Genomic DNA, 17579 nt, shown 5'->3' with positions numbered 1-17579 from the left:
GCCCCGCCTGGCTCAGCCGACGGCGTACGCGCGGGTCACGGTCTGGATGACGCGGTTGCCCGCCTTGTCGGTGACCGTCGCGCGCAGCGAGACATGACCCGGCGCGGTCGGATTGGCCAGCTGCGCAGTCCAGCCCGTTCTGGTCGCCTGGACGTGCACCGGCCGCCACGTCCGCCCGTCGTCGGCGGACGACTCCAGCTTGATCGAGGTGACGGCCGCCCGGCGGGCACCGGGAGCCCGCTCGACCCGGATCGGCACCGTGGTCCGTGATCCGGGCTCGGCGTGGTTGGCGTCGTCGAGGCCTTGGGGTGCGTAGCGCACGGCCATCAGCGGCAGGGATTCCGGCTTCGCCGTACGGGAGGAGCGGAAGGTCCAGACGGCATCGACGCCCGTGGACAGCCCTGCTTCCGGTCGCCGGGAGGAAGCGGTCAGCGTGTAGGCCGTGTTCGCCTCGGGCAACGTGGCGGTGAGCGAACACCGCTCGCTCTGGCAGCCGTTGATGTCGGTGGTGGCGATCTCGATTCCGTTCATGGCGAGGGTGAGGGTGCCGGTCGCGGTTTCGTCCATGCCGGTACGGCCGGCGCCCGCGCTGGTGTACAGCCCGTGGGCGGGGAAGTCCAAGGTGTCACCGGTACGGCTGCCGCCGGAGACGGCGAACGAAGGACCGATCACCGCGGCGTTCCAGACCTGGGTGAAGCCCTTGTCGCGCACCGGGCCAGTGCCGAGCTCGACCAGGCCACCCGTGCTGAATTCGTCGCTCCACGCAAGCCCAGGGGTGAGATACCGCGTCAGGCTGCTCGGCAGGGGGATGCCCGAAGTGCGCATCATCCCGGAGAAGTCGGTGCCGGGCAGTACCGCCCCCGAGTACAGCGTGCCGGTGGCGCCGGGGACGGATGAGCGGTAGGTCTCGGTCGCCTTGACCATGTCCCTGGTGCGCGCGGCGTAGCCGGGGTTGTCGGGGAAGCCGCCCGCCCGATGGTCCACGAGGTCGTAGCGGTACGGGGTGGGCGTCGTGTCCTTCTTGGTCCAGACGGTCTGGGCCTGGTAGACGAAGCCCGGTTGCCGCATCGGAACGACGTGCAGGCCACCGGAGTAGTTGGCGGATATCTGGGTCCACCATGGACCGTTGACCATGGCCAGATCGAACCCCCGGCCGGGGACGGCGGTGGGGTCGTCGACCGTGAACGCGGCCTGCCTGGCCTTGCGGCCGTCGACCGTCAGCGGCACGTCGGCATCGTTGATCTCGAACGGCTGGTGCGCGATCGTCAGGCTCGAGTCCTTGCGCTCGTAGATGTCGGTGTAGAGATTCCAGCGCCCCTTCGGCAGTCTGATCCTGGCCACGTTGCCGTGGAAGACGAGGTCGCGCGCGGTGCCGGTCGCCTGGTCGTAGACGAAACTCCGTACGGCGTCGGCGGCGGACCCGTCCCTGGCCAGGACGGTCACCGTGGCGTCATAGGACTCCGGTTCCACGTAGGCCCCGGCCGGTGTGCGGACCACCGTGTCACCGGCCGTGGCGGTGATGACGCTCGGATAGTCACCGGGGCTCTTGCCCTCGGCGTCGATCGTCACCGTGACCGACGCCTGCCCACCCGAGGGCACCTCCAGCCGCTGCGGCGACAGGGTGAGCACCTCCGAGTCTGTCGCGAGGTCCAGAGTGACGGGCGTGGCTCCGGTGTTGGTGTAAGTGATCTTTCCGGTGGCGCGCCGTTCGCCAGGGTGCTGCCAGGGGAACGCGGCCCACACGCCGGTGGGGGCGGCGATCAGCGCTTGGCTCAGCGCGCGGGGTACGTCCACCCGGCCAGTGCCCTGCTGGTACGGCGTGGCGGCGCCGGTCGGCCTGGCACTGCCGACGAGCGCGGCCTTGAGCTGCTGCCCGCTCCAGGCGGGGTGGCGCTGGGCGAGGATGGCAGCCGCTCCCGCCACGTGCGGACTGGCCATCGACGTGCCGCTCATCGCCACATGGGTTCCGTCGGCGGTGCCCGACGCGGCGGCGGCGACGATCTCCAGGCCGGGGGCGGTGACGTCCGGCTTGACCGCGTGATCGCCGGCTCTGGGCCCCGTGCTGGAGAACGGGGTCACCTGGTCGGAGCGGTCCACCGCGCCGACGGTCAGCGCGGCGTCCGCGCTGCCGGGAGTGTTCACCGTACCCGTGCCTGACTCGCCGTCGTTGCCGGCGGCCACCACGAACAGGGTGCCCGTCCGCTGCGACAGGGTGTTCACCGCCTGCTCGACCGGGTCGAGGCCGGGTTCGTCGGGGCTGCCGAAACTCATATTGACGATCTTGGCCCTGACCTCGGTGGCCGCCCACTCCATCCCGGCCAGGATCGCGGAGTCGGTGGGCCCAGCGACTCCACCCACCTTGCCCAAGGCGATGCGGGCGCCCGGTGCCACGCCGCGATGCTTCTCCCCGGCACCCGCGACGATCGAGGAGACATGCGTGCCGTGCCCGAGGCGATCGACGATGTCAGGCTCGTCGGAGAAGTTCCGTGACTGGGTGACCACGTCCTTCAGATCGGGATGCGCGGGGTCATATCCGCTGTCGAGCACGGCGACGGTGACGCCCTGCCCGGTGAAGCCCTGCTGCCACGCCTCGGTGGCGCCGATCTGCCTGGTGCTGCGGTCCAGAGAGTACGAACGCCGGCCATCCAACCAGATCCTGCTCTTGCCCGCCGCGAGCGTGGACACCCCGCCGAGCAGGCTCCGCCACGCCTCTCCTGCGCTCTTCTTGGCCACCCGCTGTGACGTCATGCCCAGACTGGTCAGCCGCCGTGTCGTCGCGGTGCCCTTCAGTGCGGGGGCGGCGCCCTCCCTCGACTGGGTGATCAACGGGATGTCGGCCGTGTCCGCATCGCCGTAGCGCCATTCGAGCAACTGGGTGACATCGAACAGCCGCTCGTCCAGCACCCCCTGGGCGACCAGGGACGCCGCGTCCGAGGGGACGACGTACAGGTGCCCGTTGCGGTAGCTGGAGGAGAAGTGCACCTCCCGGTCCCCGCCCGGCTCGACCCGGAACCTCTTGCCCGCGACCACGACCCGGTCGCCGGTCAGGAGCGTCACACTGCCCGCCGTACCGGAGCCCGGTTGGCCGGAACCCCCGTTCTCGGCTGTGACGGCTCCCGGTGTCGCGGCCGCCCCCAGCGTCGCCGCCAGGACCGCTGCCGCCAGTCCCTTGCTCAACGTCATTGACCCTCACAAGACTAGAAATGGATCACTTTCCTCCCCTGTTCGCCGAAGGTCGTACTCTTCTTCCATGACCGCCGGCCCGGCAGTTGACCTGGACCGCACGTGAAGTTCTAGCGTGGACGGCACTACAGTCAGCGGCAGTACGGCCTGGCCGTGGCCACGCCGGCGGTCGGCGGGCTGTTCGGTTCGTGGCTGGCCAGGCCGCTCGTCGCCCGGTTCGGACAGCATCGCGTGCTGGTCGCGGCGGGGACGGCTCGGGCGCTCTGGCCGGTCGGGCTGGCGTTCGCGCAGCCGGGGACGGGTGGGATGGTGCTGGTGATGGCCGTCGAGTTCGGGTTGATCTTCTGTTGCGGGCTGTTCAACCCGGTCTTCGCCACCTGCCGTCTGGAGCGAGCCGAGCCCGGCCGGGTGGTGCGCCTGCTGACGGCGTGGGCGGTGACGACCAGGGCGGCCACCGCGTTGCTGACCGCGCTGTGGGGGGTGCTGGGCGGCCTGGTCGGGGCGCGCGCGGCGATCGGGGCGGCCGGGGTGCTCGTGCTGGCGACACCGCTGCTGCTCCCCCGCCACGCTCCGCAGCGCACGTCGGGGCGATCATGAGGTCGTCGGGCGGCTTCGGTTGACCCTCACGTGAGGGGAGGGTGCACGCTGGAGGCATGAGCTTCTCCGTGGGGCAGGTGGCGCGGCTGGCCGGGATCACGGTCCGTACGCTGCACCACTACGACGAGATCGGGCTGCTGTCGCCCGGCGAGCGCAGCGCCGCCGGCTACCGCCGCTACACCGACGACGACCTCGTCCGGCTGCAGCAGATCCTGTTCTACCGCGAGCTCGACTTCAGCCTGGAGGAGATCGCCGTCATCCTGGACGACCCGCAGGTGGACGAGATGACCCACCTGCGCCGCCAGCACGAGCTGCTGCAGGTACGGCTGGGCCGCGTCCAGGACCTGCTGGCGGCGGTCGAGCTGGCCATGGAGGCGCGCGGCAGCAGCATCACGCTGACGGCGGCCGAACGGCTGGAGGTGTTCGGCTCCTTCAAGCCCGAGGAGCACGAGGCCGAGGCCGAGCGGCGCTGGGGCGGCGGCCGGGAGTTCGCCGAGTCCCGCCGCAGGGTCGCCTCCTACGGCAAGGCCGAGTGGCTGCAACTGCGCGAGGAGGGCGAGCAGCTCATGCGGGAGGTGGCGCAGGCACTGAAGGCGGGGCTAGAGCCGGACGATCCGCGGGTGATGGATCTGGCCGAACGCCACCGGGGCTACATCAGCCGCTGGTTCTACGACTGCGGCTACGCCGTCCATCGCGGGCTGGGGCGGCTGTATGTGGAGGATCCGCGCTTCACCGAGGCGGTCGACCAGGTCATGCCGGGGGTCGCGGCCTTTCTGCGGGAGGCGATCGAGGCGAACGCCGACCGGTACGAAGGCTGAGCGGCTGCCGAACGGTCACAGGCCGAGGGCGGCCCGGGTGAGCGCCCTCGCCAGCGGGGGCCGCATGAGGACGTCCACCGAGTCGGTGAGCTGGTCGATGCTTCCGGTGGGCGGCAGGGCGGCCAGTTCGCCGCCGGACAGGAGCGCCTCGGCGAACCGTTCGCCGCCGATCACCTCGAACGGCTGGCTGTGGAAGGCGCGCACGCGGGCGGGCAGCGGTTCGGTGAGCGCGATGCGGTTGTGCCAGGCGGCCACGCGCTCGTAGGCGGCCGACAGACCCGCCTGCCGTTCTCTCCAGGTACGGCCGGCCAGCGCGGTGGCCAGGGCCTGCGACACCTCGGCCGAGCCGGGCAGGCGGGCCATGGCGCTGCCGAGCCATTTGGCGTACGGCGGATAGCGGCGGCGCAGCAGCAGCGCCAGCCGCATCACCTCGCGGGCCAGGCGGGCGGTGTTCACCGCCGAGCCGACGTCGTCGCCGACCTCGCCGCAGCGGCCGACGAACGGCTCCTCCTGCGCGATGCGCCGCCACTGGCAGGCCAGCACGTACCGCCAGATCGGCTCCGGATACCAGCGCAACGCCGCCCGCGCATCCTCCAAGCCGCCTTCACCGATCCCGTCACCGAGCCCTTCACCGAGGCCGTCGTGGAAGACCTCGCCGCAGGTCACCTCGGCCAGGCGCTGCCACGGGGCCGACAACCAGTCGAGCACGTCCATGCCCTGACGCGGGTCGAACCCGAGCAGGCCGCGCAACCAGCCACCCAGCTCGCTCACCACCACACCCGGCTGGTCGACCTCGTGGTAGGGGAAAACCGTGCGGTAGCCGCGGAAACTGGCCGGCAAGCGGGGCACGATACGCTCGGTGGCCTCCTGCTCGCAGCCCGGCGGCACGAACACCAGCACCCGCGGCCCCCAGTCGTGGTCGACCGAACGGGCGGTGTCGAACGCCAGCACCTCCGAGCCGGGGCCGACCAGCGCGGCGCTGTGCGGGAGGGGGCCGGCGAGGGGGGCGACGACCTCGGTGTAGAAAGCTCGCGACAGGTCCAGGCCTGGTATGAATCCGCTCATCACCAGGTCAACTCTGCCTGACGCCCATGCCGGGAATCACCCGGTTTTCCGGGCACCGCCCTCCAGGAAGAATCGGGCCCGCCGAAGGAGAGCCACGAGCTGCACGCGGATCGAGCCTGAGGTTGGGCTCGGCCGGACGGCCGCGAGCCAACCAGCCGAGTGCCCGCTAGGCGAGCGCCGGCAGCCAGCCCACCGCCAGCCGCCGCCGGCTGAACCCCAGCCGCGCGTACACCGCCAGCGCCGCCGCGTTCTCGTCGTCCACCATCAACGCCGCCCGCCCGTGCTCGGCCACCAGCTCACCGGCCAGCCACCCGCACACCCGCGCGGCCAGCCCCGCACCCCGATGCCGCGCCACCGTCGCCACCCCGGCCAGCAACCCCACCGACGGCGTGCTCCACGCGTCAGCCGCCACCGACGCCAACTCGCCCTCCACCCGCACGCCCGCCCAGCGCCGCACCGCGGCCATCCCCGGCTGCGCGTACGACGAGGGCGCGTGTACGGCCAGCAGCGCCGCCACCTCACCCTCCTCCGAGACCGGCAACCAGCCCACCCCCGGCCACCCGTCGTCGTCACCGAGCGGCGGGGCGGGCAGGCTCATCCACGAGAACCTGCCGCCGATCTCCAGCCCCTCGACCTTCAACGCCAGCTCCTCCAGCAGCGACGCCGACCCCATCGGCCGATACGAGCCGCCCAGCTCCGCCAGCGCGAACCGCACCAGCTCCACCGCGCATGCCGTACCGCCGGTCACCACCAGCCGGTCACGGTGGGCCAGCCCAGGGCAGGCGGCCACCACCGCGTCCCCCAGCGCCCACGCCCGGGCGCCACCGTCGAGCCGCTGCGCGGCCCACACCGCCAGATCGTCGTCACCACACGCCGAGCGAACCTCCTCGACGCGCGCCAGCTCCCTGATCACCTACGGTCAGAGGATCGCGCCCGGCCGGTAGGCCGCAGCCTCCGGGTAGGCCGACACCACCGCGCCCACCTGCTGCGTCACCGCCTCCACCTGGTCGGCCGCCGCCCCGGTGAACCCCACCCGGTCGGCCAGCAGCGCCCGCAGCGCCGCCTCGTCCAGCGGGAAGCGCTCGTCGGCCGCCAGCCGCTCCACCAGCGTGTTCCCCACGCCCTGCGAGCGCATCGCCAGCGCCGCCGCCACCGCGTGCTCCTTGATCAGCTCATGCGCCTGCTCGCGGCCCACCCCGGCCCGCACCGCCGCCATCAGCATCTTCGTCGTCGCCAGGAACGGCAGGTACCGGTCCAGCTCCGCCGAGATCACCGCGGGGAAGGCACCGAACTCCTCCAGCACCGTCAGCATCGTCTCGACCAGGCCGTCGAAGGCGAAGAACGCGTCCGGCAACGCCACCCGCCGCACCACGCTGCAGGAGACGTCCCCCTCGTTCCACTGATCGCCCGCCAGCTCACCGGCCATCGAGGCGTACCCGCGCAGGATCACCATCAGCCCGTTGACCCGCTCGCACGAGCGCGTGTTCATCTTGTGCGGCATCGCCGACGAGCCGACCTGGCCCTCCTTGAACCCCTCGGTCACCAGCTCGTGCCCGGCCATCAGCCGGATCGTCTTGGCCAGCGACGACGGCGAGGCCGCGAGCTGCACCAGCGCGGAGACCACCTCGTAGTCCAGCGAGCGCGGATACACCTGCCCCACGCTGGTCAGCCGCCGCTCGAACCCCAGGTGCGCCGCCACCCGGTCCTCCAGCTCACCGGCCCGCGCACCCAGCAGATCCGTCATGTCCTGCGCCGTCCCCACCGGGCCCTTGATCCCGCGCAGCGGGTAGCGCACCAGCAGCTCCTCCAGGCGGGAGAAGGCCACCAGCAGCTCATCGGCCGCCGTCGCGAACCGCTTGCCCAGCGTCGTGGCCTGCGCCGCCACATTGTGCGAGCGCCCCGCCAGCACCGTCGACTCATGCTGCGAAGCCAGCGCCGCCAGCCGCGCCAGCAACGCCACCACCCGGTCGCGCACCAGCACCAGGCTCTGCCGGATCTGCAACTGCTCGACGTTCTCCGTCAGATCCCGCGACGTCATGCCCTTGTGCACGTGCTCGTGCCCGGCCAGCGCGTTGAACTCCTCGATCCGCGCCTTCACATCGTGGCGGGTGGCCCGCTCCCGCTCGGCGATCGACCCCAGGTCGACCTGCTCGACGACCTTCTCGTAGTCGCCCACCACCCCGTCGGGTACGGCCAGCCCCAGCTCCGCCTGCGCCTTCAGCACCGCCAGCCACAACCGGCGCTCGGCGATCACCTTCGCCTCCGGCGACCAGATCCGGGCCAGCTCCGCCGAGGCATAGCGGGCGGCGAGCACATTCGGGATACGCGGCTTCGTCACGTTGCCCCAGCCTACAAGCGCCCCGCCCCTTCCCCCGCACCAGGGCGCGATAATCCGGAGGCCGAACCACTGGAGGACGGATGACGCTGTTCACCTGCACCGGCTGCGACGCCGTCCTGACCGCGCCCCTGTCGCGCGTCGCGCTGCCCGTGCACGCCCGCCAGCGCTGGGGCCACGAACTGCTCGGCCTGCTCATGGAACCCGGAACCTACGCCGTCGACCCCCACACCTCCCGGTCGCCGGGCGAGATCGTCATCACCCCCGGCGACCTGCGCGGCACGGTCATGATCCCCGCCAACTGCGAAGCCGGGTGCTGCGGGCCGGGAGACTTCGGCCACCTCAACACCGCCTGCGCCCGATGCGGGAACCAGGTGGCCACCCGGGTCGACGACTGCGGACAGTGGCAGTGCACCTGGCTGCACCCGTCCGCCGTCCGCGCCGTCATGGGCCCTGAGCCAGCCCCGGCGCCCTGGCACCGGTTACGCGAACTGCACCCCGGTATCCCCGCGGTCGACCTGGACGGCGTCCACCATCCGATGTGGGCGGCCGCGATCGGCGAAAGCCTCGCCCACCTGCTGGCCGCATCGCACGGCACGCCGATCACCGTCCCGCCCGGCCCGCTCACCGGCCTGCTGCGCCGTACCCTCGACACCCTGCTACCGCGGCGAGGCCCAGCCAAGACCCTCGTCCTGGCCGGACCCGACCTGCCGCTGCGTCACGGCGGCCCCGAGGTGATCGCGCTCGTCCCCCGCCACCCGCAGACCGGCCTGCTCTGGCACCCCCACGACGACACACCCGTCGCACCCCTGGCCGCCGACGTCTGGACCTACCTGACCCGCCCCGACGACCGCCTGCCCACCCCCGCCTCAGGCACCCTGCACCGCAGCATCCACCTCGACCACCCGTCACCGCCGCCCGCCCGCCTGGGCTTCGAACCGGACTACGCGATTCTCCTGCGCACCCTCGCCCGGCTGCCCCAGGTGAGCGAGCCGTGGCTCCGAGCCGCCTACGACAGGCTCCTCCGCGAACGGCCCTACACCCTGCACGCTCCCTGACACGACCGCGCCCGGCACCCCCAACGCAGGGGGTACCGGGCGCGGTGAACCGGCGGTCAGACCGAGGCCTCCTCCAGCACCTTCGGCTCCGGCGCGCCAGCGCCCTTCGCACGGCCGCCCAGCCGGTCCTTGGCCCGCTCGACCAGCACATACAGAGCCGGAACGCCGAATGCCTGAATTGATGCAAAGAAGATTCAATGCCTGTGACCTGCCCCAGGGCCTTGCGGGCGTCCAGGCCCATCAAGTTGTCCCATAATCAGCGCGTGCGGGATGTACTCGAAATACGCGCAATGTGCGAAAATAGAGTCATGCCGACTCGTGCCGAAGCCTTCGCGTCAGCGGGCCTGATCCTGGCCCGTGCCCGCGCTCGACGCGATTCCCTCTCCCCCGAGGAAGCCGCACGCGAGGCGCACATCCCTGGCGGCCCTTCCGTCGATGAGCTTGTTTGTTTGATTCGGGCGCAGCGTAATGCTGCGGCCGAGCACGCGGCAGCGTGAGCGCCTTTACATTGTAGATTTCTAGATCGCTCTTTTGGCGACGCGGTTCAGGCTGCGCCCTTGCGCAGCGCGGCCCTCGCCGCGGCCACTCCCCTCGCGCACGCTTCGACCGCTGCCCGCACCTCCTCGGCCGTCTGGCGGCGGGCACTGGCCGGCAGTTCCTCCGTTGCACGCGCCCGAGCCCTGTTGGCGCGGGCTACCGCCTGGGACGGCAGGTCCCCAGAGAGCTCCCCCTCCGGGCCGAGCCAGAGCGCTAGGCGGTGACGGAGACGGGCGCGCAGGGTCCGGGCTCGAACCGCCTGAGGCAGGGGCAGGGTCGGCGAGCTGGGGTCGATGTTGCCCCAGCGCTCCCCGTCAGGGCGGACGTTCAGCGCGTACTCCACGTCTGCGGGCGTCGCTCCGGCCTTGAACAGCGGACGGAGCAGGGAGCGCAGGTCACGGGCCGACAGCGCCCGGAGCGTCAGGTTGTCGGAGCGGAGTCGGTCGCAGGCAGCAAGCATTTCCGCTTGCCGGTTAGGGCGCAGGGTGCGTCGCCAGCTTTTGCTGGTCTCCTCGCGCGCGTGCGCGCGTGCGTATGGGAGAGATCCTCCCTCAAGAGCAACCACAAAGGCGGGGGTGAAAGTTTCGTCCCCAGGGCTTTCACCTGCGGAAATGCTCAGCACAGGGGCGAGGTGGGGCCGGGTGGGCACCGTTTCGACCGGCCAGGGGATCTCGTCCTGGTCGACGTTGTGGGCCTCCGGTTCGAGGTCGCCTTCGAGGACGCTGGTGGGGATGGTCAGGCGGTACTGGGCGGCCTCGTTGCCCCGGCCGTCGTCGCGGGTGCCGTACATGGTGCCCGGCCGGTATCGGACGGTCGTGCCATGAACCTCGGTGAGCAGCAGGCCGTGGTCGCGCATCCAGGCCATGTAGTTGGCGATGGTGCGGGTGCTGACGCCGAGTTCCTCGGCGAGTACGGCCCAAGTGGCGCCCTTCTTGGGCGCGGTGAGCATGTCGCGGGTGGAGCGCTTCATGAGCTGCCAGGCGAGTTGGAGGATGCGGCGTCGCCAGTCGCCGCGGCGGTTGGTCGCGCCGGACAGGTAGTCGACGGCATCGAACCAGAGGCCGAGTGCGGGCGCGATGATGCGCTGTTCGGCGTGGTGTTCGTCTTCGGCGAGGTGTGCCGAGAGACCGGGGACGGCGAGCTGTGTGCCCGTTTCGGGGCATGCAGGACTAGCCGCTTGGCGAGGTGCTATGGTAAATCTCCAAGCGATCGTGGATCTCGTGATGCGCTGCTCTGGCCGTTTGGTTGGTCGCCTGTGGGCCGGAGCTGAGCAGATGATCCGCTTGCTGTTCAGATGTGAAGGGGCGCCCCGCTGTGCGGGGCGTTTCTGCTTTTCAGGGGCTCCTTGAGGGGGTTGCTGTCGGGGTTGGGGGCCGGGTCTGGCGTTCCGACCCTAGCGCCCACAAGATGATATTTACCAGCTTTACGCGAACTTCTCGAAAAGTCTGCAATCGCCGTTCGTGTGGGTCATTGACCAGGCCGGAGCGTGCCCTCAGGAGACAGCAGGGCCCACGTGTCGCCGTCGCGGACGACGGGCAGGCGGGTCGCGAGTCGCGCCAGGGCAGCCTTGATCTCGCTCAGGCTCGCATCGCCCAGCTGGCCGCCGGCCGCTGCGACGATGTCGGCCACGTCGAGGAAGCGCGTGGCGCGCTCCAGGACGCTCTCAACGACGGCCTCGACGTCGCCTCCCGTCTGTTCACGCTCGCCGGTCTTGGCGGGCGGGACGGGCTGGCGTCCGCGGGCGAGGTGGTGGAAGTACTCGTCGAAGAAGCCCAGGGTGATGTCGTCGATCTGGCAGGCGGCCGGGGACGTCGCGATGCCGTACGTGTCCTTGGCGATCATGGAACGCCAAGACGCTGCCGGGCGGCGGTCGACGCCCTTGAGGTAGCCGAGTCCCACGGTCTCCTGCCCGTCGGGGAAGTACTCGGGCAACTTGCTGGGGTCGGCGGCAAGGCCCGCCATGTGGTGGTCGACGCTGGAGCCGGTCCGGAAGGCGGCGATGGAGCCGCCGCCGAAGATGTTGGCGCGAAAGACGTCCTCCTTGAGCTCGGCCAGGCCGATGTTCTGGGCGTAGATGTCGATCGCGCCGCCGGGCTTGCGCCAGGTCTTGGCTGCAGGGCCGAGGATGTCGATGGCCTGCTTGCCGTAGGTGGGCGACTTCAGCAGCAGCGGAAGCTCCTCAAAGACGAGGAGCAGCATCTTCATCCCGGAGTAGGGCACGCCCGGCCTGCCGCCGACGTCCGGGTCTCCCGGGAAGAGGAACTTCTTGCCGCGCCGCTCCCGGCCGTGCTCGTCGACCCATGAGACGCTCGCGAGGAACTCGGAGCGGCGGCCCATCACGTAGTCGAGCGCGAGCGTGGTGGAGAAGACCTTCTCGACGCCGAGCGCGGTCAGGTTCGTCCGGTCGTTCCAGTCCGGCTGGCTGTTACCGCCTTGCGCGTCCAACAGGATGGTGGCGATCGTCTCGCAGCCTCGGGCGAGTGCCATCTTGGTGGAGCCGAACTCGGACTTGCCTGAGCCGGTGGTGCCGCAGTTGCACCCCATCTGGGCGCCGCGCTTCTTGGTGTAGAACGCCCAGTGCGCGGGCTGCCCATCGCCGAAGTAGCCGACGCGGGCGATGCCGGTGTCGGGGTCGATGCGGGCCTGGTCCTCCTCGAGGAAGCGGGTCTGCTGGAGCTGGTCGGCTCGCTCGATCACGGTGAGTCGGCCGCGGGAGTTGTTGCCGGTACGGGTCGGCTCGACGATCACCTGCGGGAGAGAGACCTCCCAGGCGGAGGCGATGGTGCCGGTGGCCTTGATGAGGTTGTCGGTCTGGGTCTTGCCGGGCACGCCGACGATCTCGGCGGTGAAGCCGATGCCGGGAAGTGCTTCGGGGGTGGCGAGGTGTGTGCCGGCGAGGTGTGGGTTGTTTGGTGCGGCGCGCTCAGCCCACAGCTGGACGGGTGTCTGGTCGACTGCTGGCGTCGCCGGGAGCTCGGGCTGAGGTTCGTTGGCCACCGGGCCCCTGCGGTAGCGGGCGCGGTGGCGTCGCCAGAAAGGGACCGCCATCACCAGGCCCACGCTCCACAGGACGAGCGCGGTCCCGCCGTAGGGGCCCCAGATGTAGGCGGCCAGCAGCCACAGGAAGCTCAGGGTGATGCCGACGCCGAATGGGGCGACGCCGCGCCGGGCGATGGCGATGACGGCTGCGGCGACGCCGACGATGACGAGGCCAAGACGCAGCAGGAGACTCATCGCGGTGATCTCGAACAGCCAACCGGCGAACTGGAGGCCGCTCAGCCACACGATCGGGGCAAGCATGATCAGGGAGTGGCGGTGCCTGAATGCCGTCTTGCGCGCGGCGCGGCGCAGCTCCTTGCCTGGGGTCCTGGTCGGTTGCTCGGCGTCCTGGTCGGCGGTGATGGTCATGGGGTGTCCTCAGGTCTGGGCGAGGGTCTGGCGTCCAGTGCCGCCGTCCGTCCCGGGCCCCTCGATCGGTCGGGGACGGACGGCGACGCAGGCCGCCAGCGCGGCTAGTTGTTGGCCAGGGCCCGGACGGCTTCCGCAAGCTGGTCCGCTTGCGACTTGGCCAGTGCGACGGTGTCCTGGTAGGCGGACAGCAGGGTGATGATCTCGCCGTGACCGGCCAGGGCGCTGAGCATGTTGCCCTTGACGTTGTCGCTGCCGGAGACGCGACCGGCTTGGGCGGCGGCTTCGCTGTCGCACCAGACGATCAGGCTGGCCAGACCGTTGGCTTCTGCAGCAGTCATGGTGGGCTCCTTCGGTGATGGGTGGTGCTCTTCAGGTGCGGGTGGTGCTGGGGCCGCCTCGTCGTCGGGGGCGGCCTGGTCGAGGTTGGTACGGCGGGCCGCGCAGGGTCGGCAGTACCAGCCGGGTGGGTCGCGGTCGGGGTAGTGGACGGCGTGCGGGGACGCGCAGTCGCGGCACACGTGCTGGGTGTCCTGGATGATCTCCAGCTCGATCGGCTCGGCGTGCTCGTCTTGGTAGGCGGCATACGCGGCGGCCATGCCCTGGTAGGCGCTGAACAGGATGCGTCCGCCTGCGGCGATGGTCTTTCCGGTGCCGTACAGGATTCCGCCCGCCAGGCTGGCGGTTCCCCAGGTGAGGGCGAGGCCGGCGGCGAGCCAGCGGCGCGGCTCCTTCCAGCTGGGGTTGCCGTCGAGCAGCTGCTTGCGGGTGTTCCGGTAGGTGCTGCGCAGCGCCTGGTATCCGTCGCGGAATTCGGCGGCGGCCTGGTCGGCCCCGGCCTTCCATGCGCCGATCGCGGCGGAGCGGGTGTCGGGACGTCGCCAGAGGATCAGACTGCACAGCAGGGCAGCGATGAGCAGGGAGAGGAGCAGCATCATGGGGTCACCGTCCGGCCGTCATCTGGGAGATGACGTTGTCTGCGGTGGTGCCGATCTTGCTGACCATGGGGGTGAGCTGGCTGTTCACGCTGGGCACGAGCAGGATGAGCGTGGGCACGAGAGCGGCGATCCACATGGTGGGCTGCTCCAGGCCCTTGCCCCCCTCCCCCTGGTCGCCCTTCTTGCCCTTGCCCTTGCGCTTCTTCAGGTAGTCGCTGACGTCCAGGACGACGCCGAGGCCGCACCCGGCCAGGGCGCTGGCGGTCACGATGGGCAGGATCTCGTCGGGGACCCAGCTGGTCGCCCAGGTGATTGGGTCGCCGACGAGCGACAGCGCGAGGGTGCATCCGGCGATGAACATGAGCACGACGCAGAGGAACGGGGCCTTGCGGCGCTTCATGAAGGGGCGGGCGACGAAGTAGACGATGACGGTCGTGCCGAGGCCGGCCGCCCACTGGAGTAGCGAGTTCATGGCGGGGTTCCTTCAGGTGAGGAGGAAGAGGGCGGCCGACGACAGCCACTTGATGACCGTGGCGATCAGGTCGCGGGCCTGTGGGCTGACCAGGACGAGCAGTCGTTCGACGGCCAGGAAGGTGAGGGTTCGGGCGGGGTAGCGGGCCAGCCACAGCGCGGTCTGGGTGAGCACGTTGGCCGGGACAACGACGAGGAAGCCGTAGGCGCGGTACAGCAGCAGGAGAGGCACGACGTCGGTGGGCGTCGCGGTCCGGTACTGGTGGACGATCTCCTCGACGGACGGCAGCTGTTCGGCGAACACACGGTGTCGCCGGTGACCGCCTTCTTCATGGTCGCAGTGGTGGAGCGTCGCCACTCACCCGCGGCGCGCCAGACGACGAGCGCGGGTGTGACCTTCGGCTGCTGCTCGGCGGGGGCGTCGTGGCCGCCGGGGAAGGCGTAGACGCGGCCCTCCTGCTCGGCCTGCGGGGCGGGGTCTTGGGGTTCGGGGTCATCGGCGAAGGGGCTGACGAGCCTTCTCATCGTTCACCTCCTTGAGGGTGTCGCGGGCGATGTGGCACAGCTGCTCGGCCAGGTCGCGGCGGGCGGCGTCGGCGCGGGTGGGGTTGAGGTGTGCGAGGTCGGTCAGTTCGGCCAGGAGCCATCCCCAGGCGGCTTGCAGAACGTCGCGGCCGTCCTTGGCGGTTTTGGCGCGCCTGAGGTAGCGGCGTTCACTGCCGTTGACGGGGTGTGGATCTGCCACATGTTCCTCCTTGCCTGTGGCTACTGTCCGTGTTGCCGAGTAGGGTGGTCTCGCGCGCGGGTGCACGTGCGCATGTGCGCGTCCGCGCGTTGGGGGCCCGCCTTTGGGCAGGTAGGGGACGTGAGTCGAAGGGGACCGCGCCCGAGGCTGTCACGGTGAGTGACATCAGGCGGAGATTTCTGCGGCCAGGGTTGCCGCCCAGGCGTCCCAGTTCAGGTCCCACTCGCCTCCGTCAGGGACGAGGCTGTAGCTGTTGACGAGGAAGTCGCAGACCAGCCGTTTGCTGATGAGGTAGAGCCGCTCCCCCATCGCCCCGGGCAGGCGGACCAGCATGGAGCCGGCGTCGTCGGGGTTGGGATGGACCTGCATGTCCGCCCATCGGGTCGGGCGGCCAAGGGCGTCGTCGAGGTGCTGGCGCGGGTACTCCGCGACGGTCTTCATGCCCTTGCGGGTGCGGATCGAGAACGTCACGAAGAACGGGTCGTCCGATCGGTAGGCGAGCCACACCATCAGGGCCCGATCGTGGACGGGGTCGGCGTCGACGAGGGGCAGGCGGGTCTGGATGGAGTTCATGGGGCTACCTCGTGTCCGTTGATCGGTTCCTGGTTGAGCTGGTCGCGCAGTGGCCGGGCTTTCGCCGGGCCGATCCGGAGGAGTTCCATCAGCCGATCGGCGGTGACGGGCCGATCGAGTTCGCCCTGCTCGATCAGGTCAGCGGCTTCCGATCGGAGTTCTTCGATCGGGCGGGTCCGTCGCCGATCGGATCGGGTCGGATCGGGTGCTGACCTGGGCCGGGCCGGGGTGGGATCGGCCGATCGGGTGGTCGAGTCGGATGAGGTGGGGCTGCTCGGTGCAACCGATTCGGTGTCGTTCGGGTTGGGTGTCGGGTGCTTCGATCGGGTGGGCTGTTCCGATCGGGTGGAGTCGATTGGGGTCGGATCGGCTGGGCCAGCGGGCCGATCGGGCTCGTGGATGATCGGGCCGGACACCCGATCGCGGTCGGGTGCCGCTTCAGTGGGAGTGGTGCTGCTGCGGCCCGACTCGATCGGCAGGCGATCCGATCCGATGGCGATTTCGCTTGCGGGATTGAACGGCGGAATGATCGGGCCGAATCGGCTGATGAAATTCTGGATGTTGCTCATGGCCTCGACGGCCGCCGGATCGGGATCGGGTCCGTACAGCTCGGCGGCGGTGGCGGCGAGCTGCGCGAGGGCGAGTTCGAGAGCATGCCCGTGCGTGGTGACCACCGCCGTGTGAGCCTGCTCGCGGAGCTGGTCGATACGGACTCGCGCCAGCGCCTCCTCGCGGGTGGTGATTCCTTCCGCGACGGCGACCTTGAACGCGGCCCAGGTCTCGCCCCGCAGCGAGGGGATGATCCACCGCCACGCGCCGAACGTCGGCTTCTGCCGGACGAGTAGGTCCTGCTCCCGTTGGGTGTCCCAGCGCCGCCAGCCCGAGTACAGCTGCCACAGCACCGGCGAGAACAGCGAGGCGCACCCGAAGACGATCGCGTAGCCGCTCGTCAGGGGATGGTCGAGATTGTGCTGCCAGTTGAACCAGCCGATCGCCGCGGCGATGGCTAGCGACAGCAGGCGCAGGAGCGGGGCCGAGTAGCCCTTGATGGTCTTGTCGTGGCTGAAGAATCCGACGATGTTGGCGATGGCCTCCACGACGACGGCCAGGGGCAGTGCCGCCCACCAGGGCCATCCGGACACCAGGACCAGCGCGAGGACCTGCCCGAGGACGGCCGCTGCGTTCACGCCAACGATGCCGGTGGCAAGGGTCGCGTGGAATCCGCGGCTCGCCCATCGCTGCCGGCTCGCGGCGCGACGCTCGGTGCGCAGCTTCTCGACCTCCTGGAGGGCCCGGACGCGCTCGGCCGCGGCCTGCTCGGCGTGCTCGCGGCGTGCGGCGTCTTCGGCCAGGGTCCTTTCGCGGGTTCCTTGGACGAGAAGCGCCAGGCGTTCCTGATTGAGCCGTTCGGCCTCAAGCCGCTGGCGAGCCTGCTCCGGATCGAGATCGTGCTTGCGCGCGAACCACAGCTTCACGCCGCTACCTCCTGAGGGAAAGTCGCAAGCGATTTCGCTTGCGACTTGAGGGTACGCAAACGCGCCCGCACCTCTTCGCGGCGGTCGGCGGCGATCTGAGCGCCGAACACCCCGTAGATGAGACGCAGCTCCTCCGCCTTGTTCTTGGCGGCGAGCACGCGCGCGAGGTCTGAACGCGTCTGGAGCTCTCTGCACTCGGCGACGACGGGGCATGCGCCGCACAGGCGCATGGCGCCGACGCGGCTGGTCTTGCCGTGGAAGAAGTCGTCGACGGCTCGGCCGGCGCATCCGGCGTTTGCGGACACCTGCTGTTGCAGGGTTGTCGTGGGTACGTCCTGATTCGGCGCTGGCGATGCGATACTGAGGGACATCTCTT

Annotated in this window: 15 protein-coding genes and 1 pseudogene; 3 read left to right on the top strand and 13 right to left on the bottom strand. The window is 70.4% G+C overall.

Annotated features, from left to right (window positions below):
• Window positions 1–12 precede the first annotated feature (12 nt).
• Window positions 13–3183 carry a S8 family serine peptidase gene (locus ACIBG7_RS12950; RefSeq protein WP_397336237.1) on the bottom strand — a complete coding sequence of 1057 codons (3171 nt, stop codon included), beginning with the start codon at window positions 3181–3183 and terminating at the stop codon, window positions 13–15.
• 135 nt (window positions 3184–3318) lie between these two features.
• Between ACIBG7_RS12950 and ACIBG7_RS12945 the strand changes: the two are divergent.
• A pseudogene (locus ACIBG7_RS12945) lies at window positions 3319–3780 on the top strand (MFS transporter); the annotation flags it as partial.
• Window positions 3781–3836: 56 nt separating this feature from the next.
• Window positions 3837–4598, top strand: coding sequence for a MerR family transcriptional regulator (locus ACIBG7_RS12940; protein ID WP_397336236.1), 762 nt, complete (start codon window positions 3837–3839; stop codon window positions 4596–4598).
• A gap of 15 nt (window positions 4599–4613) precedes the next feature.
• On the opposite strand, the gene ACIBG7_RS12935 is transcribed toward ACIBG7_RS12940, so the two are convergent.
• The 3 genes from ACIBG7_RS12935 to purB all read right to left on the bottom strand — a co-directional run bounded on the left by ACIBG7_RS12935 (window position 4614) and on the right by purB (window position 8001).
• A complete protein-coding gene (locus ACIBG7_RS12935; RefSeq protein ID WP_397336235.1) occupies window positions 4614–5663 on the bottom strand; it encodes a DUF4037 domain-containing protein in 1050 nt (349 codons plus the stop codon).
• A 166-nt stretch (window positions 5664–5829) separates the two neighbouring features.
• Entirely contained in the window at window positions 5830–6576 is a 747-nt protein-coding gene (locus ACIBG7_RS12930) for a GNAT family N-acetyltransferase (RefSeq protein WP_357924020.1), read from the bottom strand.
• Between the two features lie 6 nt (window positions 6577–6582).
• Window positions 6583–8001, bottom strand: a complete 1419-nt coding sequence (gene purB / locus ACIBG7_RS12925) for an adenylosuccinate lyase (protein ID WP_357924022.1) — start codon at window positions 7999–8001, stop codon at window positions 6583–6585.
• A gap of 80 nt (window positions 8002–8081) precedes the next feature.
• Between purB and ACIBG7_RS12920 the strand changes: the two genes are divergently transcribed.
• A complete protein-coding gene (locus tag ACIBG7_RS12920) occupies window positions 8082–9056 on the top strand; it encodes a hypothetical protein (protein WP_397336233.1) in 975 nt (324 codons plus the stop codon).
• Window positions 9057–9600: 544 nt separating this feature from the next.
• Here the strand turns inward: ACIBG7_RS12920 and ACIBG7_RS12915 are convergent.
• From ACIBG7_RS12915 to ACIBG7_RS12875, 9 genes are all read right to left on the bottom strand, one after another.
• A complete protein-coding gene (locus ACIBG7_RS12915) occupies window positions 9601–10563 on the bottom strand; it encodes a winged helix-turn-helix domain-containing protein (RefSeq protein WP_397336232.1) in 963 nt (320 codons plus the stop codon).
• A 497-nt stretch (window positions 10564–11060) separates the two neighbouring features.
• Window positions 11061–13001 carry a hypothetical protein gene (locus ACIBG7_RS12910; protein ID WP_397336231.1) on the bottom strand — a complete coding sequence of 647 codons (1941 nt, stop codon included), beginning with the start codon at window positions 12999–13001 and terminating at the stop codon, window positions 11061–11063.
• Between the two features lie 104 nt (window positions 13002–13105).
• Window positions 13106–13939, bottom strand: a complete 834-nt coding sequence (locus ACIBG7_RS12905) for a hypothetical protein (protein ID WP_397336230.1) — start codon at window positions 13937–13939, stop codon at window positions 13106–13108.
• Between the two features lie 4 nt (window positions 13940–13943).
• Entirely contained in the window at window positions 13944–14411 is a 468-nt protein-coding gene (locus tag ACIBG7_RS12900) for a hypothetical protein (protein WP_397336229.1), read from the bottom strand.
• A gap of 12 nt (window positions 14412–14423) precedes the next feature.
• Window positions 14424–14714: a hypothetical protein gene (locus ACIBG7_RS12895; protein WP_397336228.1), complete on the bottom strand. Its 291-nt coding sequence runs from the start codon at window positions 14712–14714 to the stop codon at window positions 14424–14426.
• A gap of 189 nt (window positions 14715–14903) precedes the next feature.
• On the bottom strand, window positions 14904–15155 hold the full coding sequence (locus tag ACIBG7_RS12890) for a hypothetical protein (RefSeq protein WP_397336227.1): 252 nt from the start codon (window positions 15153–15155) through the stop codon (window positions 14904–14906).
• Between the two features lie 165 nt (window positions 15156–15320).
• The gene (locus ACIBG7_RS12885) at window positions 15321–15728 is read right to left on the bottom strand and encodes an SsgA family sporulation/cell division regulator (RefSeq protein WP_397336226.1); all 408 of its coding nucleotides are present in this window, start codon (window positions 15726–15728) and stop codon (window positions 15321–15323) included.
• Window positions 15725–17203: a DUF2637 domain-containing protein gene (locus ACIBG7_RS12880; RefSeq protein ID WP_397336225.1), complete on the bottom strand. Its 1479-nt coding sequence runs from the start codon at window positions 17201–17203 to the stop codon at window positions 15725–15727. The genes ACIBG7_RS12885 and ACIBG7_RS12880 overlap by 4 nt, the downstream gene beginning before the upstream one ends.
• Window positions 17200–17574, bottom strand: coding sequence for a WhiB family transcriptional regulator (locus tag ACIBG7_RS12875; RefSeq protein WP_397336224.1), 375 nt, complete (start codon window positions 17572–17574; stop codon window positions 17200–17202). Before ACIBG7_RS12875 ends, ACIBG7_RS12880 begins: the two co-directional genes overlap by 4 nt.
• Window positions 17575–17579 lie beyond the last annotated feature (5 nt).

Origin of the sequence: Nonomuraea sp. NPDC050328 (assembly GCF_044459405.1) — a bacterium.
Lineage (GTDB): Bacteria > Actinomycetota > Actinomycetes > Streptosporangiales > Streptosporangiaceae > Nonomuraea.
This window is presented reverse-complemented; position numbering and strand designations above follow the sequence as displayed.

Excerpts from the sequence above, each read along its gene's own strand:
- ACIBG7_RS12950 (WP_397336237.1), bottom strand. The coding sequence starts at position 3,183 with ATGACGTTGAGCAAGGGACTGGCGGCAGCGGTCCTGGCGGCGACGCTG.
- ACIBG7_RS12940 (WP_397336236.1), top strand. The coding sequence starts at position 3,837 with ATGAGCTTCTCCGTGGGGCAGGTGGCGCGGCTGGCCGGGATCACGGTC.
- ACIBG7_RS12935 (WP_397336235.1), bottom strand. The coding sequence starts at position 5,663 with ATGAGCGGATTCATACCAGGCCTGGACCTGTCGCGAGCTTTCTACACC.
- ACIBG7_RS12920 (WP_397336233.1), top strand. The coding sequence starts at position 8,082 with ATGACGCTGTTCACCTGCACCGGCTGCGACGCCGTCCTGACCGCGCCC.
- ACIBG7_RS12915 (WP_397336232.1), bottom strand. The coding sequence starts at position 10,563 with ATGAAGCGCTCCACCCGCGACATGCTCACCGCGCCCAAGAAGGGCGCC.
- ACIBG7_RS12910 (WP_397336231.1), bottom strand. The coding sequence starts at position 13,001 with ATGACCATCACCGCCGACCAGGACGCCGAGCAACCGACCAGGACCCCA.
- ACIBG7_RS12905 (WP_397336230.1), bottom strand. The coding sequence starts at position 13,939 with ATGATGCTGCTCCTCTCCCTGCTCATCGCTGCCCTGCTGTGCAGTCTG.
- ACIBG7_RS12900 (WP_397336229.1), bottom strand. The coding sequence starts at position 14,411 with ATGAACTCGCTACTCCAGTGGGCGGCCGGCCTCGGCACGACCGTCATC.
- ACIBG7_RS12885 (WP_397336226.1), bottom strand. The coding sequence starts at position 15,728 with ATGAACTCCATCCAGACCCGCCTGCCCCTCGTCGACGCCGACCCCGTC.
- ACIBG7_RS12875 (WP_397336224.1), bottom strand. The coding sequence starts at position 17,574 with ATGTCCCTCAGTATCGCATCGCCAGCGCCGAATCAGGACGTACCCACG.